General features: G+C 65.2%; 20 protein-coding genes. 15 read left to right on the top strand and 5 right to left on the bottom strand.

Annotated features, from left to right (window positions below):
* Nucleotides 1-308 precede the first annotated feature (308 nt).
* Nucleotides 309-2,015: a 2-isopropylmalate synthase gene (gene leuA / locus RM463_RS16895; protein ID WP_311430712.1), complete on the top strand. Its 1,707-nt coding sequence runs from the start codon at nt 309-311 to the stop codon at nt 2,013-2,015.
* Between the two features lie 108 nt (nt 2,016-2,123).
* On the opposite strand, the gene epmB is transcribed toward leuA, so the two are convergent.
* Nucleotides 2,124-3,233 (bottom strand): EF-P beta-lysylation protein EpmB, encoded by a 1,110-nt coding sequence (gene epmB / locus RM463_RS16890; protein WP_311430711.1) that lies wholly within the window; start codon nt 3,231-3,233, stop codon nt 2,124-2,126.
* 115 nt (nt 3,234-3,348) lie between these two features.
* Between epmB and efp the strand changes: the two genes are divergently transcribed.
* Both efp and epmA read left to right on the top strand, forming a co-directional pair.
* A complete protein-coding gene (gene efp / locus RM463_RS16885; protein WP_132043320.1) occupies nt 3,349-3,915 on the top strand; it encodes an elongation factor P in 567 nt (188 codons plus the stop codon).
* A gap of 191 nt (nt 3,916-4,106) precedes the next feature.
* Nucleotides 4,107-5,096 (top strand): EF-P lysine aminoacylase EpmA, encoded by a 990-nt coding sequence (gene epmA, locus RM463_RS16880; RefSeq protein ID WP_311430710.1) that lies wholly within the window; start codon nt 4,107-4,109, stop codon nt 5,094-5,096.
* Nucleotides 5,097-5,222: 126 nt separating this feature from the next.
* Here epmA and asd read toward each other — a convergent pair whose 3' ends face one another.
* The 3 genes from asd to rsgA all read right to left on the bottom strand — a co-directional run bounded on the left by asd (nt 5,223) and on the right by rsgA (nt 8,072).
* A complete protein-coding gene (gene asd / locus RM463_RS16875) occupies nt 5,223-6,065 on the bottom strand; it encodes an archaetidylserine decarboxylase (protein WP_311430709.1) in 843 nt (280 codons plus the stop codon).
* A 114-nt stretch (nt 6,066-6,179) separates the two neighbouring features.
* Nucleotides 6,180-7,010: a rhodanese-like domain-containing protein gene (locus RM463_RS16870; protein WP_311430708.1), complete on the bottom strand. Its 831-nt coding sequence runs from the start codon at nt 7,008-7,010 to the stop codon at nt 6,180-6,182.
* Nucleotides 7,011-7,037: 27 nt separating this feature from the next.
* Nucleotides 7,038-8,072 (bottom strand): small ribosomal subunit biogenesis GTPase RsgA, encoded by a 1,035-nt coding sequence (gene rsgA / locus RM463_RS16865; protein WP_311430707.1) that lies wholly within the window; start codon nt 8,070-8,072, stop codon nt 7,038-7,040.
* Nucleotides 8,073-8,169: 97 nt separating this feature from the next.
* On the opposite strand from rsgA, the gene orn reads away from it, so the two are divergent.
* The 3 genes from orn to RM463_RS16850 all read left to right on the top strand — a co-directional run bounded on the left by orn (nt 8,170) and on the right by RM463_RS16850 (nt 12,790).
* Entirely contained in the window at nt 8,170-8,775 is a 606-nt protein-coding gene (gene orn, locus RM463_RS16860) for an oligoribonuclease (RefSeq protein WP_311430706.1), read from the top strand.
* A 128-nt stretch (nt 8,776-8,903) separates the two neighbouring features.
* Nucleotides 8,904-11,786 carry an MHYT domain-containing protein gene (locus tag RM463_RS16855; protein WP_311430705.1) on the top strand — a complete coding sequence of 961 codons (2,883 nt, stop codon included), beginning with the start codon at nt 8,904-8,906 and terminating at the stop codon, nt 11,784-11,786.
* An 8-nt stretch (nt 11,787-11,794) separates the two neighbouring features.
* Nucleotides 11,795-12,790 (top strand): HD domain-containing phosphohydrolase, encoded by a 996-nt coding sequence (locus RM463_RS16850; RefSeq protein WP_311430704.1) that lies wholly within the window; start codon nt 11,795-11,797, stop codon nt 12,788-12,790.
* 132 nt (nt 12,791-12,922) lie between these two features.
* On the opposite strand, the gene queG is transcribed toward RM463_RS16850, so the two are convergent.
* Complete coding sequence (gene queG, locus RM463_RS16845) at nt 12,923-14,035, bottom strand: tRNA epoxyqueuosine(34) reductase QueG (protein WP_311430703.1); 1,113 nt, start codon at nt 14,033-14,035, stop codon at nt 12,923-12,925.
* Nucleotides 14,036-14,161: 126 nt separating this feature from the next.
* Here queG and RM463_RS16840 point away from each other — a divergent pair, with 126 nt between their 5' ends.
* The 9 genes from RM463_RS16840 (at nt 14,162) to hflC (ending at nt 24,644) form a co-directional block, all read left to right on the top strand.
* Nucleotides 14,162-15,700 carry an NAD(P)H-hydrate dehydratase gene (locus tag RM463_RS16840; protein WP_311430702.1) on the top strand — a complete coding sequence of 513 codons (1,539 nt, stop codon included), beginning with the start codon at nt 14,162-14,164 and terminating at the stop codon, nt 15,698-15,700.
* 17 nt (nt 15,701-15,717) lie between these two features.
* Nucleotides 15,718-16,224, top strand: coding sequence for a tRNA (adenosine(37)-N6)-threonylcarbamoyltransferase complex ATPase subunit type 1 TsaE (gene tsaE, locus RM463_RS16835; protein ID WP_311430701.1), 507 nt, complete (start codon nt 15,718-15,720; stop codon nt 16,222-16,224).
* Nucleotides 16,224-17,672: an N-acetylmuramoyl-L-alanine amidase gene (locus RM463_RS16830; protein WP_195688350.1), complete on the top strand. Its 1,449-nt coding sequence runs from the start codon at nt 16,224-16,226 to the stop codon at nt 17,670-17,672. Before tsaE ends, RM463_RS16830 begins: the two co-directional genes overlap by 1 nt.
* Nucleotides 17,673-17,705: 33 nt before the next feature.
* Nucleotides 17,706-19,652, top strand: coding sequence for a DNA mismatch repair endonuclease MutL (mutL, locus tag RM463_RS16825; protein ID WP_311430700.1), 1,947 nt, complete (start codon nt 17,706-17,708; stop codon nt 19,650-19,652).
* A 171-nt stretch (nt 19,653-19,823) separates the two neighbouring features.
* Nucleotides 19,824-20,762, top strand: coding sequence for a tRNA (adenosine(37)-N6)-dimethylallyltransferase MiaA (gene miaA / locus RM463_RS16820; protein ID WP_311430699.1), 939 nt, complete (start codon nt 19,824-19,826; stop codon nt 20,760-20,762).
* 100 nt (nt 20,763-20,862) lie between these two features.
* A complete protein-coding gene (gene hfq, locus RM463_RS16815; RefSeq protein ID WP_132043297.1) occupies nt 20,863-21,111 on the top strand; it encodes an RNA chaperone Hfq in 249 nt (82 codons plus the stop codon).
* Nucleotides 21,112-21,119: 8 nt separating this feature from the next.
* Complete coding sequence (hflX, locus tag RM463_RS16810) at nt 21,120-22,442, top strand: ribosome rescue GTPase HflX (RefSeq protein WP_311430698.1); 1,323 nt, start codon at nt 21,120-21,122, stop codon at nt 22,440-22,442.
* Between the two features lie 84 nt (nt 22,443-22,526).
* Complete coding sequence (hflK, locus tag RM463_RS16805; protein ID WP_311430697.1) at nt 22,527-23,759, top strand: FtsH protease activity modulator HflK; 1,233 nt, start codon at nt 22,527-22,529, stop codon at nt 23,757-23,759.
* The gene (hflC, locus tag RM463_RS16800; protein ID WP_195688355.1) at nt 23,760-24,644 is read left to right on the top strand and encodes a protease modulator HflC; all 885 of its coding nucleotides are present in this window, start codon (nt 23,760-23,762) and stop codon (nt 24,642-24,644) included.
* Nucleotides 24,645-24,919 lie beyond the last annotated feature (275 nt).

The following is a 24,919-nucleotide window of genomic DNA, read 5'->3' as shown; positions in this document are numbered from 1 at the left end:
CCATGTACGACCTCGACCTACGACTACTAGCGCTAGCCTGAGCGCCGGCGATGCCGCCTGCATCGCCGAGTCACTGCTCCCCCGCTGGAGCCCCGGTCGTCAAGAGGTCGTACCATGTCAATCACCCCCGTCACCACATGCTGTTATACCCCCTGTTTCCCGGTCGTCCCGGTATCGCCCCGCTGGGTTGATGCCCGTCGTCCCGTGATCCTTCGTGCAGCGCCCCGATCGCCTTGTGGCCATCGGGGCGTTGTCGTTTCCGAACGCCAGTACGCCTGATGCCCCCATATCCAGAGGAGAACGCCGCCATGATGCTCGATAACCCTGCCGCCAAGTACCGCCCCTTCGTAGCCGTGGATCTGCCCGATCGCCAGTGGCCCAGCCGCCGCATCGAGCAGCCGCCGATCTGGACCAGCGTCGATCTGCGTGATGGCAACCAGTCGCTGATCGATCCCATGGACCAGGAGCGCAAGCAGCGCCTCTTCGACCTGCTGGTGAAGATCGGCTTCAAGGAGATCGAGGTGGGCTTCCCCTCGGCCTCCCAGACCGACTACGACTTCGTGCGTTCGCTGATCGAGGAGAACCGCATCCCCGGTGATGTCACCATCCAGGTGCTCACCCAGGCCCGCGACCATCTGATCGATCGCACCTTCGAGGCGCTCGAGGGGGTGAAGAGCGCCATCGTTCACGTCTACAACGCCACCGACCCGATGTTCCGGCGCGTGGTGTTCGGGGTCGACAAGCCCCAGTGCATCCAGATCGCCGTGGACGCCACCACGCGCATCAAGCAGCGCATGGAGGAGGCGTCCGAGACCAACTGGACCTTCCAGTACTCCCCGGAGCTGTTCACCACCACCGAGATGGACTTCGCCAAGGAGATCGTCGAGACGGTGATGGATACCTTCGGTGCCTCTGCCGAGAAGCCGATGATCGTCAACCTGCCGGCCACGGTGGAGGTGGGCACCCCCAATAACTATGCCGACCAGATCGAGTGGTTCTGCCGCAATATCAAGAACCGTGAGGCGCTGATCGTCAGCGTGCACCCGCATAACGACCGTGGCACCGGGGTGGCCGCCGCCGAGATGACCCTGATGGCCGGCGCCGACCGCGTGGAGGGCACCCTGTTCGGCAACGGCGAGCGTACCGGCAACGTCGACCTCGTGACCCTGGCGATGAACATGTACACCCAGGGGGTGCATCCGGGGCTCGACTTCTCCAATATCACTCCGATCATGCGGGAGGTGGAGTACTGCAACCAGCTGCCGGTCCATCCGCGTCACCCCTATGTGGGCGACCTGGTGTTCACCGCCTTCTCCGGCTCCCACCAGGATGCCATCAAGAAGGGCATGGCCGAACGTCGCGCCAATCCGGATGCCATCTGGGACGTTCCCTACCTGCCCATCGACCCGCTGGATGTGGGCCGCAGCTACGAGGCGGTGATCCGCGTCAACAGCCAGTCCGGCAAGGGCGGGGTCTCCTATCTGCTGGAGCAGGAGCACGGCATCGAGCTGCCGCGTCGTCTCTCCATCGAGTTCAGCCAGGTGGTGCAGGAGGTGGCCGATCGCACCGGCAAGGAGATTACCGCTCAGATGATCTACCAGGCCTTCTGCGACGAGTATCTCGAGCAGACCTCACCCTTCGGCCTGGTCAGCCACCGTCTCTCCTCGGAGCCCGATAGCCCGACGGTCACCCTGGAGGCGACCATCGAGGAGCACGGCGAGCGCCGCACCATCCAGGGGCAGGGCAACGGGCCGCTGGCCGCCTTTATCCGGGCCATGGCGGCCGCCGGTCACGATGTGGAGATCATCGACTATCACGAGCACTCCCGCGGCCAGGGCTCCGATGCCGAGGCGATCGCCTACGTGGAGGTGCGCATCGACGGCGAATCGGTCTTCGGCGTGGGCACCGACGAGAGCATCACCAGTGCCTCGATCAAGGGGGTGATGAGCGCCATCAACCGCAAGCTCTCCACCCAGGCGCCCGCGGCGAACGTCACCGCGGCCACCCTTGCGTGAAGAGCATCCTGTAGGAGCCCGACTCGTCGGGCGATTGGCGCCGCAGGCGCCCGGCGGTGTCATTCAGGGATGATAGCTGCTGCCGAGGACGCCCAATGAATTGGGCTCCTACAAGGGTGTCTTGCTCCCTTCGCCGGGAATTTCCCTGACCAGCCGCGGCATCAGAAAGCCCGGCAGCACGTCCCTGAGGCCCGCGACCAGTTCGCGGGCCTCGTCGTCTGGTACGTCGAAGTGCGCGGCGCCGGCCACCGGGTCGAGCACATGCAGGTAGTAGGGCAGCACGCCGGCCTCGAAGAGCCGTTCGGAGAGGGCGGCCAGTGCCTCGACCGTGTCATTCACCCCGCGCAGCAGCACGCTCTGGTTGAGCAGGGTCACGCCGGCATCGCTCAGGCGGCGGCAGGCGGCGATCACGGCCTCGTCGATCTCGTTGGCATGGTTGATATGCAGCACCACCACCCTCTGCAGGCGTGTGGCGCCGAGCCAGCCGAGCAGCTCGGCGTCGATGCGCTCGGGAATGACCACCGGAAGGCGGGTATGGATGCGTAGGCGCTTGAGGTGGGGAATGGCCTCCAGGCGCTCGATCAACCAGGCGAGACGACGGTCGCTGGTCGCCAGGGGGTCACCGCCGGAGAGGATCGCCTCGGTGATCGAGGAGTCATCACGCAGGGTGTCGAGGCTGGCCTCCCACTGTGCCATGGAGGGGGAATTCTCGGCATAGGGGAAGTGGCGCCTGAAGCAGTAGCGGCAGTTGACCGCGCAGGCGGGGCTGGTGATCAGCAGCACGCGGCCGTGATACTTGTGAATCAGCCCCTTGGCCGGGGTGTGGGCGGCCTCTTCCAGCGGGTCGGCGACATAGCCGGGGGTGGGGCGCGCCTCTTCGCCCAGCGGCAGCACCTGGCGCAGCAGGGGGTCGTCGGGGTCACCGGGGCGCATGCGTGCCAGGAAGGCCTCGGGCACGCGCACCTCGAAGAGCCCATGACCCGCCTCGGCACCGGGTAGCCAGTGCTCATTCAGTCCCAGGCGTCGGCAGAGCTCGCGCGGGTCACGGATGGCGCCAGACAGCTGCGCCTGCCAGGCGGGTGGGAGCGAAAGTGGCGACGCTTCTTCGCTCGAGGCTGATCCGGCGACAGGCCCCGGCGCCTCTCGCTGTGAACGGTTCTGACTGCTCTCTTCGCTTTCGTCGTGGCGCTGCAAAGGGGCGGGGCTTCGGGTTATCATGCTGTCACCAGTCAATGCGAACGAGGCGCTGACCGTTCTGGCCTGCCTCGTCGAAAATCGTTTCCCAGCGCGCCGCGGGGTCTCCGTGGGCGCGCTCGACCATGAGTGAGTGAAGATGGCTAACTATTCTACCAACGAATTCAAGGGCGGTCTGAAGGTGATGCTGGACGGCGATCCCTGCTCGATCGTCGAGAACGAGTTCGTCAAGCCCGGCAAGGGGCAGGCATTCAACCGCGTCAAGCTGCGCAACCTGATGACCGGCCGCGTCTGGGAGCGTACCTTCAAGTCCGGCGAGAGCCTGGAAGGCGCCGATGTCCTGGATCTGGACATGGAGTACCTCTATAACGATGGCGAGATGTGGTACTTCATGAAGACCGACGGCTCCTTCGAGCAGTACCCGGTGGAGAAGAAGGCCCTGGGCGACACCGAGAAGTGGCTCAAGGAGCAGGTGGTCTACACCATCACGCTGTGGAACGACAACGCGATCAGCGTGACCCCGCCCAACTTCATCGAGCTCGAGGTCACCGAGACCGACCCCGGCCTCAAGGGCGACACCGCCCAGGGCGGTTCCAAGCCGGCCACGCTCTCCTCCGGCGCCGTGGTGCGTGTGCCGCTGTTTATCAACGAGGGTGAGGTGCTGAAGGTGGATACGCGTAGCGGTGAGTACGTCAGCCGGGCTTGATCTCTCGACGACACGTCTGTAGACGACCTCCCGTAGGAGCGCGATTCATCGCGCGATTGGCGCCGAAGGCGACCAGCTGCGGCCTCCGTCAATCGCCCGACAAGTCGGGCTCCTACAACGGATGAGGTAACGCCTTACCCGCAGGAGCCCGCTGTATCAGGCGAATTCCTCCCTCCCTGGGTGTACTCACCATGTCAGTTATCGATTGGCAGCCTACTGCCACTATGGCGACCCTGCGCGAGCGGGCTCGTCTGCTGGCCGAGGTGCGCGGCTTCTTCGCCGCGCGCGGTGTGCTCGAGGTGGAAACGCCGGTGCTGGGCCACGGCGGCAGCACCGACCTGCACCTGGCCTCGCTCTCGGCCGCGGCCACCACGCCCGCCGGCCGCGAGCGCCTGTGGCTGCAGACCTCGCCGGAATTTCCCATGAAGCGGCTGCTGGCGGCGGGGGCGGGGCCGATCTTCCAGCTGGCCCGCTGTTTCCGTGATGGCGAGGTCGGGCGGCGCCATAACCTCGAGTTCACCATGCTGGAGTGGTATCGCCCTGGCATGTCCCTCGAAGGGCTGATCGAGGAGACCGCGGAGCTGGTGAGGTGCGTGCTGGGGCGAGAACCTGGGGATACCCTGGGCCCGCTGCGTCATCGCCGCTACCGCGAGCTGTTTCGTGAGTACCTCGCCATCGACCCCTTTCGTGTGGCGCTGCCCGAGCTGCGCCGCCTGGCCGAGGAGAGGGGCGGGCTCGAGATGACTGATGCCAGCCGCGACGACTGCCTGGACCTGTTGATAAGCCTCGAGATCGAGCCGCATCTGGGGCGGGGCGCCATCGATGTGGTGGTGGACTATCCGGCCAGCCAGGCGGCCCTGGCGCGGCGTCACCGCGACCCGGAGGATGGTGAGTGGGTGGCCTCGCGCTTCGAGCTCTATCTCGAGGGACTGGAGCTGGCCAACGGCTACGATGAGCTGACCGATGGTGAGGAGCAGGCGGCGCGCTTTGCCGAGGACAACGCTGCCCGGCGGGCGGCGGGGCTGCCCGAGGTCACGGTCGATCGGCGGCTGTTGGCGGCGCTGGAGCACGGCATGCCAGAGGGGAGCGGTGTTGCGCTCGGCATCGATCGGCTGATCCAGCTGGCGCTGGGCAAGGAGAGCGTGGCGGAGGTCATGGCCTTCGCCACGCCGCGCTGTTAGAGGTGCGAGGACAGGGCGCCGGGGGTAAGTCGAAGCGGAGGTCCTATGCCATGGATGGCATCGGTAGCGCCCAGGGATGGGTTCACAGCGCCTCCGCGGAGACTTAACGCCGGGAAAGCCCTGATACTAGTGATTCAGCTCACCCAGCGAGTCTCCCATCTGCACCTTGGCGCCAGGGTCGAGCCTGTCGGCGAAGGTGACCGGTTCGGCGAAGGCCATCACCACCGTGGAGCCAAGTTTGAAGCGGCCCATCTCCTGGCCCTTCTCCAGGCGCACCGGGGTATCGAAGCGTATGCGCTGCACCTCGCCATGGGGCAGGGGCGTGATCTGGCCGGCCCATACGGTTTCGATGGCGGCGACGATCATCGCGCCCACCAGTACCATGGCCATGGGGCCGTGCTCGGTATCGAAGTGGCACACCAGGCGTTCGTTGCGGGCGAAAAGGCCCGGCACATGCTCGGTGGTGGCGGCGTTGACCGAGAACAGCCGGCCCGGCACGTAGACCATCTCGGTCAGGGTGCCGGAAAGTGGCATATGCACTCGGTGATAGTCGCTGGGCGACAGATAGATGGTGGCGAAGCTGCCGCCGAGATAGCGGGTTGCGGCCTCGGTGTCGCCGCCCAGCAGCGCCTCGGCCGAGAAGCGATGCCCCTTGGCCTGCAGCAGCTGGCCCGCCTCGATGGCCCCGAACTGCGACAGCCGGCCGTCGGCGGGGCTGGCCACGCCCTCGCCGATGGGCCGTGCGTCGTCCTTCAGCGCCCGGGTGAAGAAGTCGTTGAAGGTGGCATAGGCGGTCGGGTCGGGCTCGGCGGCTTCGGCCATGTCCACCCCGAAGCGGCGGATAAAGGCACGCACCAGGGTGTTCCTGAGCGTGGGCTGGCGACATTCGGCCAGCCGGCCCACCAGCCGCGAGAGCAGGTGGTGGGGCACGGGGTACTGGATCAGGGCAAATAGCTTGGCTAGGGACACTATGTGAGGATTCTCGTGGTTGGGAGATATACGTTTGGAGCTGGAAGAGCGCCGTTTCGCTGCTCCCTCGGGGTCTGATCCCGAGGGAGGCTACCGCTACCCCGAGGGGCCGGCCTACTTCTCGATGGGGCTATCGTCGCGATTGCCCCACTCCTTCCAGGAGCCGGCATAGGCGCGGATTCGGTCGAAGCCCAGTGCCCTGCCCACCAGCCAGGTGAAGCCGCTGCGGTGGTGGCTCTGGCAGTGGGTGGCCACCTCCATGTCCGGGGTCAGCCCCAGGGCCTCGAGCTCGGTGATCAGCTCGGCATAGTCGCGCAGTCGCAGGCCGCGTTCGGGGTCCATGGCCTGGGTCCACTCCAGGTTGACCGCCCCGGGGATATGGCCGAGATGCTTGTTGTCACCCTTCTCGCCGCGGTACTCCGCGGGTGAGCGGGCATCCCATACCGCGAATCCCTTCTCGCCGAGACGCTCGGCGATCTCATCGCGTTCGATCAGCACCTCGGGGGTGAGGAGCACAGCCTCATAATCGCTGGGCGTGGGGGCGCTGGCCTCGGTGGCGAGCGGCTGGTCCGCGGCACGCCAGGCATGAATGCCGCCGTTGAGGTAGGAGTAGCGAGTATGGCCGATCAGTTCCAGGGTCCACAGCAGCCGGCCCGCCCAGCCGCCGCCTTCGTCATCATAGGCCACCACATGGGTATCACGCGTCAGGCCGAGGTCACTGAACAGTGCCGAGAGCTGCTCGACACTGGGCTCGCGGTTCGGGACCTCGCCGTCGCCGCGCATCAGCCGAGCCTTGTCGAGGAACACGGCACCGGGGACATGACCCTCGGTATAGCTGTCGCCGCGCATGGGCACGTCGATGATCAGCAGCGACGGGTCATCCAGGTGCTCGGCGAGTTGCTCCGGTTCGACGATCAGCGGTAGCAGGTTGGCTTCTGAACTCATGGGACTCTCCTTCTATGACAGGTCCACTCAGCTCACTTCCAGGGAATCGAGGATGCGCCGGTAGCTGGCGAATCGCTCGGGATGGATCTCTTCACGCTCCACCGCGGCGAGCAGGGCACAGCCCGGCTCCTGGCGGTGGCGGCAGTCGCGAAAGCGACACTGGCCGAGATAGGGGCGAAACTCGATGAAACCCTCGGTGACCTGCCGTTCGGTCAGGTGGCCGAGGCCGAACTCGCGAATCCCCGGGGAGTCGATCAGCTCGGCCCCCTCGGCGCGGGGCAGCCGGTAGAGCCGCGCGGTGGTGGTGGTATGGGTGCCCTTGCGAGAATCCTTCGACAGGTCACCGATACGCAGCCCCTCGTCGGGGAGCAGGCGGTCGATCAGTGACGACTTGCCCACACCGCTCTGCCCCACGAACACCGAGGTGCGGCCGGCCAGCCGCGACAGCAGGCTCGCCAGGCCATCCTCGCGGGCGGTGGTGGTGGCCACCACCGGATAGCCGAGTGCCGCGTAGCGCTGCAGCAGTGCCATCAGCTCGCCGCCGCCGTCGGGTAGCAGGTCAACCTTGTTGAGCACCAGCACGGGGGGGATGCCGGTGGCCTCGGCGGCCACCAGGTAGCGGTCGATCAGATTGGGGTGGGGCTCGGGCTCCACCGCGAAGACGACCAGGATCTGGTCGATATTGGCCGCCACCGGCTTGAGCTGGCCCCGGGCGTCGGGTCGCTCCAGCACGTTGTCGCGCTCACCGCGGGCGACCACCACCCCCTCCACGATGCGCCCCTCGGTATCCGTTCTGCCGCGCCAGATCACCCGGTCGCCGGTGACCAGGCCATCGAGGTTGGCGCGCAGATGGCAGCGTATCGATTCGTCGTCGGCGTTCGGCCGCACGTCCAGGGTGCGGCCGAAGTGGGCCATCACCCGTCCCGGCTGCTCGGCGCCGTAGTCGCCGGCGGTGAGCAGCGCCTCTTCCTGGACATCGTGCCGGGTGGCGCGCGCGGCGCGCTCGGCCTGTATCTTCTCGATACGCCAGCGTTGCTGGCGACTCAGCTTGCGTTTGCTCATGGGGCCCTGATGCTCGGTACAATGATGGCATTGTACTCATCCATGACGCCGGCTGTCGCGAGGTTGCGAGTCGGCCCCCGCAGGAGAAGGTGTTTCCATGAGCGCGAACGCGTCAGTGCAAGACGACAAGCAGAACTCCCGTAGCCAGCGTCTGGTCTGGATCGACCTGGAGATGACCGGCCTCGACCCGAACAGGGAGCGGATCATCGAGGTGGCCACCCTGGTCACCGATGCCGAGCTCAATGTGGTCGCCGAAGGGCCGGTGATCGCGGTCAAGCAGCCGGATAGCCTGCTCGAGGGGATGGATGCGTGGTGTACCCGAACCCACGGCGAGTCGGGGCTGACCGCGCGCGTGCAGGCGAGCGAGGTGGATACCGCCGAGGCCGAGCGGCGCACCCTGGCGTTCCTGCAGGAGCATGTCGAGCCCGGCAGCTCGCCGATGTGTGGCAACAGCATCCACCAGGACCGTCGCTTCCTTGAGCGTGAGATGCCCGAGCTGCTGGCCTTCTTCCACTACCGCAACCTCGATGTCTCCACCCTCAAGGAGCTGGCCAAGCGCTGGAATCCCGGCGCCCTGGCGGGCTTCAGCAAGCGCAATGTGCACCTGGCCATGGATGACATCAAGGAGTCCATCGCCGAACTGGCCCACTATCGCAATACTTTTCTGCGCCTGCAGGGGAAGCAGGGCGATGAGGAGGAGTAACCGGGCCATGTCCGGAGGGGGGCAGCGCTTGGCTGCGCTGAGTTTTTTCCTGGCCTTGGCCGGCCTCATGGTGCCCCCACCAAGGACGCCACCGAGGCATATCGCTTGCTCTCGGGGGAGATTGAACATTGCTGTCTCTTGAACATTTTTTTGTCATAGGGCCAGAGCCTGACAAGATGATTTCCGGTCAGTATGACCCCAGGATGGTCGCACTGTCGTTGGTGATTGCCATCGGGGCATCTTATATGGCCCTTACATTAGCTGCTGCGGCCAGGCGCAGTCAGGCTTCGATCATGCAGAGGTTGCACCTGGCCAGTGGTTCAGTATCGCTGGGTCTGGGCATCTGGTCGATGCACTTTATCGGCATGCTCGCCTTCCAGATGCCGACCCATGTTCATTATCATCCGAGCATTACTGCGCTGTCGGCGGTGCCCAGCCTGATTGCGTCCTGGGTCACGCTCAGCATGCTGTCTCGCTATGAGCTGACAGGTGCCAGGCTGATAGTCGGCGGCCTGGCCGTTGGTGCGGGGGTTGGCGCCATGCACTACCTCGGGATGGCGGCCATGGAAATTGGACCATCCCTGCGCTATGACCCGGTCCTGTTCACTGTCTCTCTTGTCGTGGCAGTGGCCTTGGGCACTCTCGCCCTGTGGGTCAGCTTCGGACTCCGTTACCAGCGACTCCTGAAAGGCTACAAGCGCCGTCTCTTGGCTGGCATCATCATGGGCCTGGCCATTGGTGGCATGCACTATATTGCCATGGAAGCCGCTCGCTTTATCGGTACTCCGGCAGAAGACATCCAGCCTGGCGACCAATCTCATATAGTATTGGCACTCATTATCGCGTTTACCACCATAGGCTTTAGCCTGCTGGCCGCCAGCGTCAATGCCCTCGCTCGGTATCGCAGCCTGTTTCGCCATAGCCGGGCAGTTGCCAACGAGTTGCGGGCGACGATAGGCGCAGCAGTTGACGGAATTATCAAGATTTCAGACCAGGGTATCGTGCTGAGTTTCAATGAGTCAGCAGAGCGCATGCTCGGCTATCGAGCTGAAGAGGTGATTGGCCAAAATGTCAACATCCTGATGCCCACCCCCCATCGAGATGCCCACGACGACTATCTGGCCCACTACCTACATACGGGAGAGCGCAAGATTATCGGCACTGGCCGGCGAGTCGAGGCGCTGCACAAGGACGGTTACCAGGTGCCGGTGCGGCTTGCAATTGGTGAGGCGCGCACGGATGGCCAGAGCATCTTCGTGGGTTTTCTCACAGATATCTCCGAGCGGGTGCGTATGGAGAGTGAGCTGCGACAGGCCAAGGAGGCAGCGGAACAGGCTGCCGAGGCAAAGAGTCGATTTCTGGCCAATATGAGCCACGAGATACGTACCCCTATGAACGCCATCATTGGCTTCACTGATCTGCTGCTCGAAACCACTCTGGACAGGTCGCAAACAAAGCATCTGGACATTATCAAGAGTTCCGCTAGCACACTGCTGACCCATCTCAATGATATTCTCGACACTGCCAAGCTGGATGGCCGGCATACGATTCTGGAAGACAATGATTTCTCCTTTCATGGCCTCTGTGAGCAGATTGTGGCGAGCCAGTCTCTTGACGCTCATCGCAAAGGCCTCTATCTAGAGCTTGACTATCAGGCTCCCGAGTTCTTTCGTGGCGATCCCCTGAGAATCCAGCAGATCATACTGAATCTGGTCAGTAATGCCGTGAAGTTTACGAGTAGTGGCGGTGTGACTCTGCAGGTACGTCAGACGAAGTCAAGTGGTGTCACCCTGGAAGTGAGGGATACCGGTATCGGTATTGACGCTGATCGTATCGATACGATCTTCGACCCCTTCGTCCAGGCCGATGCCAGCATGACGCGACGGTTTGGCGGCACTGGCCTGGGGACAACCATCGCCAGACAGCTAACCGAACTGATGGGTGGGCAGATCACAGTGAATAGTACCCCGGGTATCGGTACCTGCTTTCACCTTGATCTGCCGATTCTCCCAGGCAGGGCAGTGGCCACCAGTCCTGCACCCGACCAGGAGACGCCTCTGCCGCCACTGAGGGTGTTGGTGGCGGACGATGTGCCTCAGAATCTGGAGCTGCTCAAGACCCTGCTCGAAAAACGTGAACATAAAGTGGTGACCGCCAGTGATGGCGACCAGGCGGTGCAACATTACAAGGAACAGCCTTTTGACGTGGTGCTGATGGACATTCAGATGCCCGGTATGAATGGGCATGAGGCAACCCAGGCTATCCGGCAGTATGATGCCGAGCGGAACCGACCTCGTACCCCGATCATTGCGTTGACTGCCAGCGTGCTGGAAGATGACCGACGCACTGCCATCGATGCAGGCATGGACGGTTTTGCGATCAAGCCTATCAACATTCCTGAGCTGACCGGGGAAATCGCGAGTCAACTGGGTTGGCAAGCCGTTACACCCAAGGCAATGGCTGCTCTGAATGCCGTTGTCGTGGATGAGACGCTTATTGACCAGCTCTGGCCCAACCGCGTTGCCCACTTGCGCGCGGCCAAGGCGTTTTTACTATCACCCCAAAGCCAACCGGACACCCTGCGGCAGGAGCCTTCTGCTGACATGGTTCGAGAGCACACTCATCGTATGCGTGGCACTTCAGCTAACCTTGGCTTCATCGAGCTGGCTCATGCTCTGGCCGCCATCGAACTGACTCTTGAGCGGGGCGAATCGGTCACTGTCCTGCAGTGGCAGCAACTGAAAAAGCACTTCACGGCTGTCCTTCAATGGCTTAACTATCAGTCCTGCAGCGTGGACGTGGAATTGCCAAGTGAGATGGCACTCTCCGAATCGACCGACCTCGATCAACTCATCGTACAGTTGAGTCAGGGGGAATTGCCAGATCAGGCACCGGCGCTGGTAGGTTCGATCCTGACCGGTGCTGAATGCAAGGCAGCGCTTGAGGCACTTGATGGCTTCGAGCCGGAAAGGGTTGCTCAACTACTGATCCAGTACCGCGATACTCGCTAAGGACATTCATGCTGACCGCCACCCCAACACTGCTGCTGGTCGACGACGAGCCTGCCAACCTGCAGGTGTTGCGCACGATCTTGTCAGACCAGTATCGCCTGTTGTTTGCGCGGGATGGCAATCGAGCCCTTCACCTTGCTCGTATCGAGAGCCCTGACCTGATCCTTCTAGATGTAATGATGCCGGGACTTACCGGTTATGACGTGTGCAAGACTCTCAAGGGGGATGACTCCACAAGGCGTATCCCCGTGATTTTTGTAACAGCCTTGTCTGATGCGAAGGACGAGGCGCACGGCTTTGATCTGGGGGCGGTGGACTACATTACCAAGCCGGTCAGTACTCCAGTCGTTCACGCACGCGTCAAGAACCATCTGTCACTGGTGCAGGTGGATGAGCTGGTAGCGACCCGTCTCGCTATTGTGCAGAGACTCGGGCGGGCAGCGGAATACAAGGATAATGAAACCGGGCTCCATGTCATTCGCATGAGCCATTACTCACGGCTGATCGCGATCTCGGCTGGGCTTGGCAAGGCCTGGGCCGAGATCCTGCTCAATGCTTCTCCCATGCATGACGTGGGTAAGATTGGCATTCCCGATGCAATCCTGCAGAAGCCAGGCAGGCTGGATGCCGAAGAGTGGGCCACCATGCAGCGTCATACCGAGATTGGAGCCGAAATCATCGGCGAAGATGGGTCTGCGCTATTGGACATGGCTCGGGAAGTGGCGCTTTGCCATCATGAGAAGTGGGATGGTAGCGGCTACCCGCGGGGGTTGGCCGGTGAGGATATTCCGCTCGCTGCGCGCATCGTGGCCATTGCCGATGTCTTCGACGCGCTCACCAGTGTGCGCCCCTACAAGCAGGCCTGGTCGGTCGAGCAGGCAATCCACTTGATTCGGGAGCAAGCTGGCAAGCATTTTGATCCTGCCTTGGTGGAAGCTTTCTTTCGTTGTCTGCCGGAGATTCTTCAACTTCGAGACCGGTGGCATGACCAAACAGCGGAGTGACTCCAGCGTCGAACCAAAGTCCCCATCGCTTGTTACTTTAATGCCGCCAGGATAGACGGGGGGGTAGCTGCGCGCAGAGGGATAAGACCCGAAAGCCACCTTGATCACAAGACATTGGTGGCCGCTTACGGCTTACGGCTTACGGCTTACGGCAATCAGTTCCCGGCGTTTTTCCCGCTGGCGGGCGAGGGCCCAGCGCACATGTTCGCGGACGAGGTCGGAGGGGTAGGGCAGGCGTGCTCTCAGCGCCGCCTCGATGGCCTCGCTCCAGGGGGCGTTACCCAGCCCCACGGCGAGGTTACGCAGCCAGCGCTCGTAGCCGATGCGGCGGATCGGGCTGCCGGCGGTCTTCTCCAGAAATTCCTCCTCACCCCAGGCGAATAGCGAGAGCAGGCTGGCGCGGTCGAGGTCGTGGCGCGGCGAGAAGTCCCTCTCGGCGGTGGGCGTGGTAAAGCGCGTGAAGGGACAGACCAGCTGACAGTCGTCACAGCCGAACACCCGGTTGCCCATCGCCTCGCGATAGTGCTCGGGAATCGCACCGAACAGCTCGATGGTCAGGTAGGAGATGCAGGCCCGGGCGTCGACCACCCGATCCTCGACGATGGCGCCGGTGGGGCAGGCGGTGCGGCAGGCGCTGCAGCTGCCGCAGTGCTCGCCGGCAAAGGGCTCATCCGCCGGCAGCGGCAGGTCGGTATACAGCTCACCCAGAAAGAACAGCGAGCCGGCCTGTGGATTGATCATCATGGCATTCTTGCCCACCCAGCCGAGACCCGCCTTGCGCGCCAGTGCCCGCTCCATGACCGGCGCCGAGTCGACGAAGGCACGGTAGCCGAAGGGGCCCACCTCGGCCTCGATCCACTTGGCCAGGGTCGCCAGGCGCTTGCGCATCAGCTTGTGATAGTCACGGCCGGTGGCGTAGCGCGACACATAGGCCGTCTGCGGACTCGCCAGGGTGGTCAGGGTCTCGACCTCGGCGGGCAGATAGTCCAGCCGCACACTGATCACTCGCACGGTGCCGGGCACCAGCTCGTCGGGGCGCGTGCGCTTGGTGCCGTGCTTGGCCATGAAGCCCATCTCGCCATGCCGGCCAGCCGCCAGCCAGCGCTCCAGACGCGCCTCATCCTCGCTGAGGTCGATATCGGTAATGCCAAGCTGCTGGAAGCCGAGCTCGCTCCCCCAGGCCTTGATACGCTGGGCCAGGGCGTGCGGGTCGGGGGCGTCGTCGTGGAGAGACGAGGAGGACATGATCTCGAAAACACCGTGCAGGGGGCCTGCGCCACTTGGCGCGGGCCGCGAAGGCTTTACACTGTTCGATAAGGTCGTCTATCGAACTACTGCCATGATAAAGCATTGCCACCGGAGAGACACCGCATGACCGATGCCAGCCAGGGGCCCGGGGCAGGACTGCACCCGCTCTACCTCGCCGACCAGGTGCGTGAACTGGACCGGCGCACCATTGCCGGTGGCATCGCGGGCTTCGCCCTGATGCAGCGCGCCAGTGCCGCGGCCTGGCAGGTTCTCAGGCAGCACTGGCCCGAGGTTCGTTCGCTTACGGTGCTGTGTGGAGGGGGCAACAATGGCGGCGATGGCCATGTGCTGGCCGCCCTGGCCGCCGCCGAGGGGCTCACGGTGCAGCGCGTTCTGCTCAGGCCCGTCGATGAGTTGAGTGGCGATGCCCGCCTGGCCGCCGAGATGGCCACGGCGGCCGGCGTGGGCGCCGAACCCTGGACGCCCGGCATAAGGCTTACCGGGGAGTTGGTGATCGATGCCCTGCTGGGGACCGGGCTTGCCGGCGAGGTGCGCGGTGCCTTTCGTGAGGCGATCGCGGCGGTCAATGCCAGCGGCAGGCCGGTGCTGGCCCTCGATATTCCCTCGGGGCTGCACGCCGATACCGGTGCGGTGCTCGGCGACGCGGTGCTGGCGGCTACCACCGTGACCTTTATCGGCGACAAGCTGGGGCTGCATATCGGTGCGGCGGCGGAGCATGTCGGTGAGCTCTGCTTTCGGGATCTGGGGGTGGAGGCCCTGGCCGAGACGGACCTGGTACCGGCAGCGCACCTGCTCGACACGGGGCTGGCGGCTGCCTGGCTGCCGGCGCGGCGGCGTACCGCCCACAAGGGCGACTGTGGCCATGCGCTGGTGCTGGGGGGCGCGCCCGGTTTCGGTGGCGCGGCGCTGCTGGCCGCCGAGGCCTGTGCACGGCTGGGGGCCGGCAAGATCAGCCTGGCCACCGCGCCGGCGCATGTTGCCGCCAGCCTGGTGCGTCGTCCCGAGGTGATGGCCCATGGCATTCGTGGCGCCACCGATCTCGGCCAGCTTCCCGCCCAGGCCGATGTGCTGGTGGTGGGGCCCGGCCTGGGGCAGGGCTGCTGGGGCCAGGGTGTGCTGCAGGCGGCGCTCGAGTCCGACAAGCCGCTGGTGGTGGATGCCGATGGACTCAATCTGCTGGCCGCCTACTTCGCCGGAGCCGAGGAGGGCATGGCGCCCCGCGACAACTGGATCCTGACCCCCCACCCCGGCGAGGCGGCCCGCCTGCTGGGCTGGCGTGTGGCCGAGATCGAGGCGGACCGTCGTGCGGCCGTGGTGGCCCTGCGCGAGCGTTTCGGCGGGGTGGTGGTTCTCAAGGGGGCGGGCAGCCTGATCTCGGGCCCCGAGGGGGTCGCGGTCTGCCCCTTCGGCAACCCCGGCATGGCCAGCGGTGGCATGGGGGATGTGCTCTCCGGGATGCTCGGTGCCCTGCTGGCCCAGGGGGTGCCGCTGGAGATCGCCGCCCGATTGGGGGTGCTGGTACACGCCAGGGCCGCGGATCTGGCCGCGGCAGACGCCGGAGAGCGTGGTCTGCTGGCCGGTGATCTGGCATCCTATGCGCGAATTCTGGTCAACCCGGCCGGGTATGATGGCGACGAGTGATGGCAAGAGCGAGGACGATGCGGCTGCGACTCGATGATGAAGCGTGCCAGGTGGGCCTGGGGGAGTGCCTGGGGCGTGCCCTGGAGGGGCGTGGGCGGGTCTATCTCGTCGGCGAGCTGGGAGCCGGCAAGACGACCCTGGCCCGCGGCGTGTTACGTGCCTATGGTCATCGCGGCGCGGTGAAGAGCCCGACCTATACCCTGGTGGAGCCCTACGAACTCGATGGCAAGCGGGTCTATCACTTCGACCTCTATCGTCTGGGTGACCCCGAGGAGCTCGAGTTCATCGGCGGCCGAGACCTGCTGGGGGATGATGCCTTGAGTCTGATCGAGTGGCCGGTTCGTGGTGAGGGCTGGTTGCCCGGTCCCGACCTGCGCATCGAGCTTGGCGTGGTGGGAGAGGGCCGCGAGGCGGTGCTGGAGGCACATAGTGCCCATGGCGAAGCGGCACTCGCTCGCCTGGCCGCCATGCCCGCCGTCACCGAGTGGTGTCGCGCGGCCAAGCCCGGAGAGGGGGCCACCTGATGCGACCAGCCATCCTGCATCGCCTGCTGGCGCTGAGCCTGTCGATGATGGCCCCTCTTGCCGCGGTTCAGGCCGGCGAGGTGGAGAACCTGCGGCTGTGGGCGGCGCCGGATCATGCGCGCCTGGTCTTCGACCTGGCCTCACCGACCCAGGCCAAGGTGTTCTCCCTCGACAATCCGCGGCGGCTGGTGATCGATCTGGACGACAGCCGCATGCAGGCCGACCTCGACGGACTCGACCTGACCGGCAGTGCCATCAGCCGTATCCGCTCCGGCGTTCGCGAAGGGAACGACCTGCGCGTGGTGCTGGACCTGGAGCGCGAGGTGGCACCTCGCCACTTCGTCCTGGCGCCCAACAATCAGTATGGACATCGACTGGTGGTGGATCTGGAGTACCCCGGCGAGAGCGCCGTGGAGGACCCCATCGATCCCATCGAGGCGATGATCCGCGAGCAGGAGATCGCCGCCAAGCGTGCCCAGGCCCAGGTCGACCTCGGCGGCAGCTCGGTAGTGCCCGAGCCCGAGGCGGTGGTCCAGCCGGCTCAGCCGCATCCCAAGCGCGATATCATCATCGCCATCGACGCCGGCCATGGCGGCGAGGACCCCGGCGCCATCGGCCCCTCGGGTACCCTCGAGAAGGACGTGGTGCTGCAGATCGCCAAGCGCCTCCAGCAGCGAGTCAATGCGGCCGAGGGATTCCGTGCGGTGATGATCCGCGACAGCGACTACTACGTGGGGCTGCGCCAGCGCACCCATATCGCGCGTGAGCAGAAGGCGGACTTCTTCGTCTCCATTCATGCCGATGCCTTTCACAGTCCGCGCCCCAACGGCAGTTCGGTCTTTGCGCTCTCCCAGCGTGGGGCCACCTCCGAGACCGCCCAGTGGCTGGCCGAGAGCGAGAACAAGGCCGACCTGATCGGCGGTGTGGATGGCAATCTCTCGCTCAAGGACAAGGACGAGGTGCTGCGCGGCGTGCTGCTCGACCTGACCATGACCGCGACCCTCAACGACTCCCTCTCCATCGGGGGACAGGTGCTGGATCGCATGGGGCGCGTCAACCGGCTGCACAAGCCTCGGGTGGAGCAGGCCGGTTTCGTGGTGCTCAAGTCGCCGGATATCCCGTCGCTGCTGGTCGAGACCGGCTTTATCTCCAACCCCCAGGAGGAGCGTCGCCTACTCGACCCCGCCCACCAGGAGAAGATGGCCCGAGCCATCTTCTCGGGCGTCGAGGAGCATTTCCGCACCAACCCGCCCCCGGCCAGCCTGCTGGCCTGGCAGCGTGACAACGGGCGAAGCACCGCCGGCGACGAGTATCGCATCCAGCCGGGTGATACCCTCTCCGAGATCGCCTCCCGCCATGATGTGCCGGTGCGCCGCCTCAAGCAGGCCAACGAGCTCAATGGCGATGTGATCCGGGTCGGCCAGGTGCTGCGCATCCCCCGCTCATAAGCTCGGCTTGCGGTTTTCGTTTCGTGGAGTGATATGTCAGAACAGCGACGCATTCGAACCCTTGATCCACGCCTGGCCAACCAGATCGCCGCCGGCGAGGTGGTCGAGCGCCCCGCCTCGGTGGTCAAGGAGCTGGTCGAGAATGCCATCGATGCCGGCAGCTCGCGCATCGAGGTGGAGCTGGAGGCGGGTGGTGCCCGATTGATCCGGATCCGCGACGATGGCAGCGGCATCGGTGAGGATGACCTGCCGTTGGCGCTGTCGCGCCACGCCACCAGCAAGATCGCCTCCCTGGAGGAGCTCGAGGGCGTGGCGAGCCTGGGCTTTCGCGGCGAGGCGCTGGCCTCGATCAGCTCGGTATCGCGCCTGGAGCTGGTCTCCAACCCCGATGGCGACCCCACCGCCGGATGGCGGGTGGTGGCCGAGGGACGCAACATGGAGCCGCGGGTCTCGCCGGCGCCGCACCCGCGCGGCACCTCGGTGACGGTGCGTGACCTGTTCTTCAACACCCCGGCCAGGCGCAAGTTCCTGCGCAAGGAGAAGACCGAGTTCGGTCATGTCGAGGAGGCCTTCCGCCGCCAGGCGCTATCGCGCTATGACATCGGCTGGACCCTGCGTCACAACCACAAGACCGTTCATCAGCTGCGTGCGGGTGAGGACCTGGCCAGTCGCGAGCGGCGCATCGCCGCGCTTCTCGGCAAGGCGTTTCTCGAGCATGCCCTGCATCTTAATATCGAGGCCTCCGGGCTGCGGCTGTGGGGCTGGGTGGGCCTGCCCACTCACTCTCGTGCCCAGGCCGATCAGCAGTACTTTTTCGTCAACGGCCGGGTGGTGCGCGACCGCCTGGTGGCCCATGCGGTACGCCAGGCCTACCGCGACGTGCTCTTCAACGGCCGCCACCCGGTGTTTGTGCTCTATCTCGAGGTCGACCCGACGGTGGTCGACGTCAATGTTCACCCCACCAAGCATGAGGTGCGCTTCCGCGACGGTCGCCTGGTCCACGACTTCCTGTTCTCCAGTCTGCACCGGGCGCTTGGCGAGGCGCGTGCCGGCGGGCAGGCGGAGGGGGAACCTGGCGAAACGCCCGACGCTGAGGCGAGCGAGCGCAACGAAGCGGACGCCGCGCCTCGCCAGGTGGCCGAGCCCGCCGGGCGCTGGCAGCAGCAGCCGATGTCGCTGCCCGAGCGCGACGAGGGCGAGCGGGTCACGCCGGATCGCGTCAGGGCCTTTATGGAGGGTTATCGTCGCCTGCACCCGGATCACGAGGAGGCGCTGCTGACTCCGCAGCCGGCCGCGCCCGGTGCCGGCGGTGGTGCGGCGGGGCTGGCCCTGGCGGAGCGCCAGCAGGCACAAGCCCCGCGTCCCGAGCCGCTGCCCGAGCAGGATGATACCCGGGCCCCGCCGCTGGGCTTCGCCGTGGCCCAGCTGCACGGTGTCTATATTCTCTCCCAGAGCGAGCGTGGCCTGATCCTAGTGGATATGCATGCCGCCCATGAACGCATCGTCTACGAGCGCATGAAGACCCAGGTCCACGGGGGGCGACTCGAGGCCCAGCCACTGCTGGTGCCGGTGTCGCTTGCGGCGAGCCCCGCCGAGGTAGCCACCGCGGAGGGTGAGCAGGAGGCCTTTGCCCGCCTGGGGGTCGAGCTCGATGTCGCCGGGCCCGAGACCCTGCTGGTACGGCAGGTGCCGGTGCTGCTGGCCGATGCCGACGTGGAGCCGCTGATTCGGCAGATGCTCGCCGACCTGGAGCGCTACGGACGCTCCGACCACCTCGAGGCGCATATCAACGAGCTGCTCTCCACCATGGCCTGCCACGGCAGCGTGCGAGCCAACCGCCGCCTGACCCTGGCGGAGATGAATGCCCTGCTGCGCGATATGGAGCGCACCGAGCGAAGTGGCCAGTGTAATCATGGACGCCCCACCTGGACCGAGATGAGCATGAAGCAGCTCGACCGCCTCTTCATGCGGGGGCAATGAGCACGCAATATTTCCACTAGAGCGACGAGATGCGCCGGGGGCAGGCCGAAGAGGAGGTCCTACGACAGGGATGGCGTCGGTAGCGCCCAGGGATGGGTTCACAGCGCCTCGTCGCAGGCCTGCCGCCGGGTAAGCGTCTCGGCGCTCCCCCTGAGAGAGTCCGAGAATTTCATGACCGACGATCGTCCGCCCGCCATTCTGCTGATGGGCCCCACCGCCGCCGGCAAGACCGACCTTGCCATTGAGCTCCATGAGCGCCTCGGCGTGGAGCTGATCAGTGTCGACTCCACCATGGTCTACCGTGGCCTGGATATCGGCAGTGCCAAGCCCTCGGCGCAGGAGCTGGCCCGGGCGCCGCACCGCCTGGTCGATATTCGCGACCCGGCCGAGCCCTACTCGGCGGCGGAGTTTCGCGAGGACGCCTTGCGCGAGATGCGTGAGATCACGGCCCGTGGCCGTGTGCCGCTGCTGGTGGGCGGCACCATGATGTACCTTCGCCAGCTGCTGCATGGCGTGGCCAATCTGCCGAGCTCCGACCCGGGGATGCGTGGCGAGCTTCAGGCCGAGCTCGAGGAGCGCGGCCTGGCCGCGCTGCACAAGGAGCTGGAGCGCGTCGATCCGGGCGCCGCGGCGCGGATTCACCCCAACGATCCCCAGCGGCTGTTGCGCGCCCTGGAGGTGTTTCGTCTCAGTGGTCGCACGCTCAGCGAGCTGTGGGCCGAACAGCGTCCTGAAACCTTTCCATGGCGCACGCTGTCGATAGGGCTCGCCCCCGGTCAGCGGCAGGTGCTTCATGAGCGTATCGCCACGCGCTTTGCCGCCATGCTCGAGGGCGGGCTGATCGATGAGGTCGCCAGCCTGCGTTCACGTGGAGACCTGACGCCGTCGCTGCCCTCGATGAAGAGCGTCGGCTACCGTCAGGTCTGGGAGTATCTCGACGCTGAGGTCGATCGCGCGGGTCTCGAGCGGCGCGGTATCGTGGCGACTCGGCAGCTGGCCAAACGGCAGCTGACCTGGATGCGCAGCTGGGAAGCACTGCACTGGGTGGATACCCTGGAGGGCGACCCCCAGGCAGAGGTGCTGAAACTCGTGCGCCATTTCGGCACTTAGCGTAAGATACCGATTTACGTTGGCCGCTGGCCGGGCCGCTTGAAAAGGCCTCATAACACCCCAACAACCCAACTCCAGAGACACATCCAGGGAGAGTAAAATGTCAAAAGGGCAGTCGCTTCAAGATCCGTACCTGAACATCCTTCGCAAGGAGCGTATCCCGGTATCGATCTTCCTGGTCAACGGCATCAAGCTGCAGGGCCAGATCGAGTCCTTCGACCAGTTCGTGATCCTGCTGCGTAACACCGTCAGCCAGATGGTCTACAAGCATGCCATTTCCACCGTGGTGCCGTCGCGTAACGTGCGTCTGCCGGCCCAGGACCCTGCCGCCGCGCAGGATGATGAGTGAGGTAGTGATTGTTTTTTGAACGCCCCGACGCCGGTGAGACGGCGGTACTCGTCCATGTCGACTTTCAGGATGAGCAAGAGCGCGAGGATCCGGGGGAGTTCCTGGAACTCGTGCGCTCTGCCGGCGCCGAGCCGGCAACCCTGCTGACCGGCAGTCGCAAGCGTCCCGATTCGCGCACCTTCGTCGGCTCGGGCAAGCTCGAGGAGCTGCGCGAAGCACTCGCCGTTCACTCGGCCGAACTGGTGATCTTCAACCACGGCCTGAGCCCCTCCCAGGAGCGCAACCTCGAGCGTGAGCTCAAGTGTCGCGTGCTCGACCGTACCGGCCTGATTCTCGATATCTTCGCCCAGCGGGCGCGGACCCACGAGGGCAAGCTGCAGGTCGAGCTGGCTCAGCTGGAGTACATGTCGACCCGCCTGGTGCGCGGCTGGACCCACCTGGAACGCCAGAAGGGCGGTATCGGCCTGCGCGGCCCGGGTGAGACCCAGCTGGAGACCGACCGGCGGCTGCTGCGTGGGCGCATCAAGTCGATCCACAAGCGCCTCGACAAGGTGCGCGGCCAGCGGGACCAGAACCGTCGCTCGAGGGCCCGTGCCGAGATCCCCAGCGTCTCGTTGGTGGGGTACACCAACGCCGGCAAGTCGACGCTGTTCAATTCGATTACCGAGTCGCAGGTCTATGCGGCCGACCAGCTCTTCGCTACCCTCGACCCGACGCTGCGGCGACTGGAGATCGAGGATGTGGGGCCGGTGGTGATGGCCGATACCGTCGGTTTCATCCGCCATCTGCCGCACAAGCTGGTGGAGGCCTTCCAGGCGACCCTCCAGGAAGCCGCCGAGGCCAGCCTGCTGGTGCACGTCATCGATGCCGCCGATCCCGACCGTGAGCTCAACGTCGAGCAGGTCGAGACGGTGCTCGACGAGATTGGTGCCCTGGAGGTGCCGACGCTCAGGGTGATGAACAAGATCGACCTGCTCGATAGCGCGCCGCGCATCGAGCGCGATGGCGAGGGGCGCCCCGAGGTGGTCTGGCTGTCGGCCAGGGAGGGAAGAGGCATCGAGCTGCTGGAGCAGGCGCTCTCGGAGTGTCTGGCCGAGGATGTCATCGACTTCACGCTGACCCTCGAGCCCGAGCAGGGGCGGCTGCGTGCCGGCCTGCACGAGCTGGGTGCGGTTCGTGAGGAGAGCTTCTGCGAAGAGGGCCAGACGCGCCTGCAGGTACGGCTGCCGCGCCGCGACTTCCTGCAGCTGATGGCGCGGCTCGGTGAGCGGGCCGATGACTACCTGCCGGCGTCACTGAGCGAGCGTGAGGCGTGGGAAGAATCCCCGTAGGCGGGACAAGCACAAGACAGGATTGCAACCGAGGCCCCCGCCGGCACTTCCGGTCGGGGCAGCAACGCATAGTGGAGAAGACCTATGGCCTGGAATGAGCCTGGTGGTGGCAACCAGCACGACCCCTGGAGTGGGGGCGGTCGCCGTGGCGGTGGAAACGGCGGCGGTGGCAAGGGCGGTGGCAACCAGCCACCGGACCTGGATGAGGCCCTGAAGAAGTTTCAGGACAAGCTTAACGGCATGCTGGGTGGCCGCGGTGGCAAGAAGGGCGGTTCCGGGGGCAAGGGCGGCGGTGGCAAGCCGCGCAATGCCTTCACCCTGCCGGGCCTGCTGCTGCTGGTGGCCCTGGCCATCTGGGCGGCGTCGGGCTTCTATCTGGTCGACCAGTCCGAGCGGGGCGTGGTGCTGCGCTTCGGCAAGTTCCAGGAAGTGGTCACGCCTGGCCTGCAGTGGAACCCGCCGCTGATCGACGACGTGCGCATGGTCAATGTGACCCGCGTGCGCTCGCTGACCCAGACCCAGTCGATGCTGACCCGCGACGAGAACATCGTCGAGGTCGAGATCTCGGCTCAGTACCAGGTCGCCGACCCGCGTGACTTCGTGCTCAACGTGCGTAACCCGCAGCTCTCCATCGAGAATGCTCTCGACAGCGCCCTGCGCCACGTGGTCGGTGGTACCGACATGATCGATATCCTGACCTCCGGTCGTGAGATCCTCGGCAGCTCGGTGGCCAGTCGCCTGCAGTCCTACCAGGACAGCTATGGCACCGGTATCCGCCTGCAGACCATCAACATCGAGTCCACCTCGGCACCCGATCAGGTCATCGATGCCTTCGATGATGTCATCCGGGCTCGCGAGGACCGTCAGCGCACCATCAACCAGGGCATGGCCTACGCCAACGCCATCATCCCCGAGGCCCAGGGTCAGGCGCAGCGTATCGTCGAGCAGGGCCAGGGCTATCGCGAGTCGGTGGTCGCCGAGGCGCGGGGTCAGGCAAGCCGCTTCAACGCCCTGCTGGGCCAGTATGAGGAAGCGCCCTCGATCATGCGTGAGCGCCTCTACCTGGATGCCATCAGCGAGGTCTTCGGCGGCACGCCGAAGGTGATGGTCGATGTCGCCGACGACTCGCCGCTGATGTATCTGCCCCTGGACCAGATGGGCAAGAGCGGCACCCGCAGCGCAGAGCCGCAGGGCCAACAGGGTGAGCTCGATCCGCGAGTGCTGGAGCGCCTGCGGAACTCGCAGGGCGCCTCGTCATCTTCCAGCAACACCAGCAACAGCAGCAATACCGGTGGTATCCGCAGGGAGGGCCGCTAAATGATCAATAATCGTTCCCTGCTCATTGTCGGCGGCCTGGCGGCCATCGCCTGGCTGGCCAGCAACAGCCTGTATGTGGTCGACGAGACCGAGCGTGCGGTCAAGCTGCGCTTCGGCGAGATCATCGAGGAGGACATCCAGCCCGGGCTGCACTTCAAGGTGCCGATCACCCAGACGGTGCGTACCTTCGATACCCGGCTGCTGACCCTGGACACCGATCCCAGCCGTTACCTGACCCTGGAGCAGAAGGCGGTCATCGTCGACTCCTACGTCAAGTGGCAGGTGGTCAATCCGACCCAGTACTACGAAGCCACGGCCGGCGACGAGCTGATGGCCAGTCGCCTGATCCAGCCGAGGGTCGACGAGAGCCTGCGTAACGCCTTCGGCCGTCTCGACCTGCAGGAGATCATCGCCGAGCGTCGCGATGATCTGATGACGGGGCCGACCGAGGAGCTCGATGCACTGCTGCGCGACGAGCTGGGGGTGGCGATCCGGGATATCCGGGTCAAGCGCATCGACCTTCCCGAGGATGTCTCCTCGGCGGTCTACGAGCGCATGCGCTCCGAGCGTGAACGTGAGGCTCGCGAGTGGCGTGCCCAGGGTCAGGAGGAGGCCGAGCGCATTCGTGCCAATGCCGATCGCCGGCGTCAGGTGCTGCTGGCCCAGGCCAACGAGCGCTCCGAGACCCTGAGGGGTGAGGGCGATGCCGAGGCGGCAGCCATCTTCGCCGAGGCCTATGGCAAGGATGAGGAGTTCTTCACCTTCTGGCGCAGCCTGAATGCCTATCGCGACAGCTTCGCCAGTGATGGCAATATGCTGGTTCTCGACCCGTCCAGCGACTTCTTCCAGTACCTGAAGAGCCCCACGCCTTCCGGCGAGGAGTAGAACGACCGACCGGGCCAGCGGGTCCAGGATCTCCGTCGTTATCAGCACTAGGGGCGCTGGGGGTAAGCCGCAGAGGAGGTCCTACGCCAGGGAAGGCGTCGGTAGCGCCCAGGGAGGGGTTTACAGCGCCTCCTCACAGGCTTGCCGCCAGATCAGCCCCGAGCTGACAAGCTACTGAGATAGCTCTGCTGCGGGCCCGGTCGGGGTTCATCCCGGGCCCAAACGTGATAGACTCCTGTAACCGGGCGTGGCCCGGTTTTTTTGTGGCCGTCTAT

It is taken from the genome of Halomonas sp. LES1 (assembly GCF_031846005.1).
Lineage (GTDB): Bacteria > Pseudomonadota > Gammaproteobacteria > Pseudomonadales > Halomonadaceae > Halomonas.
This window is presented reverse-complemented; position numbering and strand designations above follow the sequence as displayed.

Coding starts and splice junctions, on each gene's coding strand:
- leuA (WP_311430712.1), top strand. CDS start 309: ATGATGCTCGATAACCCTGCCGCCAAGTACCGCCCCTTCGTAGCCGTG.
- epmB (WP_311430711.1), bottom strand. CDS start 3,233: ATGATAACCCGAAGCCCCGCCCCTTTGCAGCGCCACGACGAAAGCGAA.
- efp (WP_132043320.1), top strand. CDS start 3,349: ATGGCTAACTATTCTACCAACGAATTCAAGGGCGGTCTGAAGGTGATG.
- epmA (WP_311430710.1), top strand. CDS start 4,107: ATGTCAGTTATCGATTGGCAGCCTACTGCCACTATGGCGACCCTGCGC.
- RM463_RS16870 (WP_311430708.1), bottom strand. CDS start 7,010: ATGAGTTCAGAAGCCAACCTGCTACCGCTGATCGTCGAACCGGAGCAA.
- rsgA (WP_311430707.1), bottom strand. CDS start 8,072: ATGAGCAAACGCAAGCTGAGTCGCCAGCAACGCTGGCGTATCGAGAAG.
- orn (WP_311430706.1), top strand. CDS start 8,170: ATGAGCGCGAACGCGTCAGTGCAAGACGACAAGCAGAACTCCCGTAGC.
- RM463_RS16850 (WP_311430704.1), top strand. CDS start 11,795: ATGCTGACCGCCACCCCAACACTGCTGCTGGTCGACGACGAGCCTGCC.
- queG (WP_311430703.1), bottom strand. CDS start 14,035: ATGTCCTCCTCGTCTCTCCACGACGACGCCCCCGACCCGCACGCCCTG.
- RM463_RS16840 (WP_311430702.1), top strand. CDS start 14,162: ATGACCGATGCCAGCCAGGGGCCCGGGGCAGGACTGCACCCGCTCTAC.
- tsaE (WP_311430701.1), top strand. CDS start 15,718: ATGCGGCTGCGACTCGATGATGAAGCGTGCCAGGTGGGCCTGGGGGAG.
- RM463_RS16830 (WP_195688350.1), top strand. CDS start 16,224: ATGCGACCAGCCATCCTGCATCGCCTGCTGGCGCTGAGCCTGTCGATG.
- mutL (WP_311430700.1), top strand. CDS start 17,706: ATGTCAGAACAGCGACGCATTCGAACCCTTGATCCACGCCTGGCCAAC.
- miaA (WP_311430699.1), top strand. CDS start 19,824: ATGACCGACGATCGTCCGCCCGCCATTCTGCTGATGGGCCCCACCGCC.
- hfq (WP_132043297.1), top strand. CDS start 20,863: ATGTCAAAAGGGCAGTCGCTTCAAGATCCGTACCTGAACATCCTTCGC.
- hflK (WP_311430697.1), top strand. CDS start 22,527: ATGGCCTGGAATGAGCCTGGTGGTGGCAACCAGCACGACCCCTGGAGT.
- hflC (WP_195688355.1), top strand. CDS start 23,760: ATGATCAATAATCGTTCCCTGCTCATTGTCGGCGGCCTGGCGGCCATC.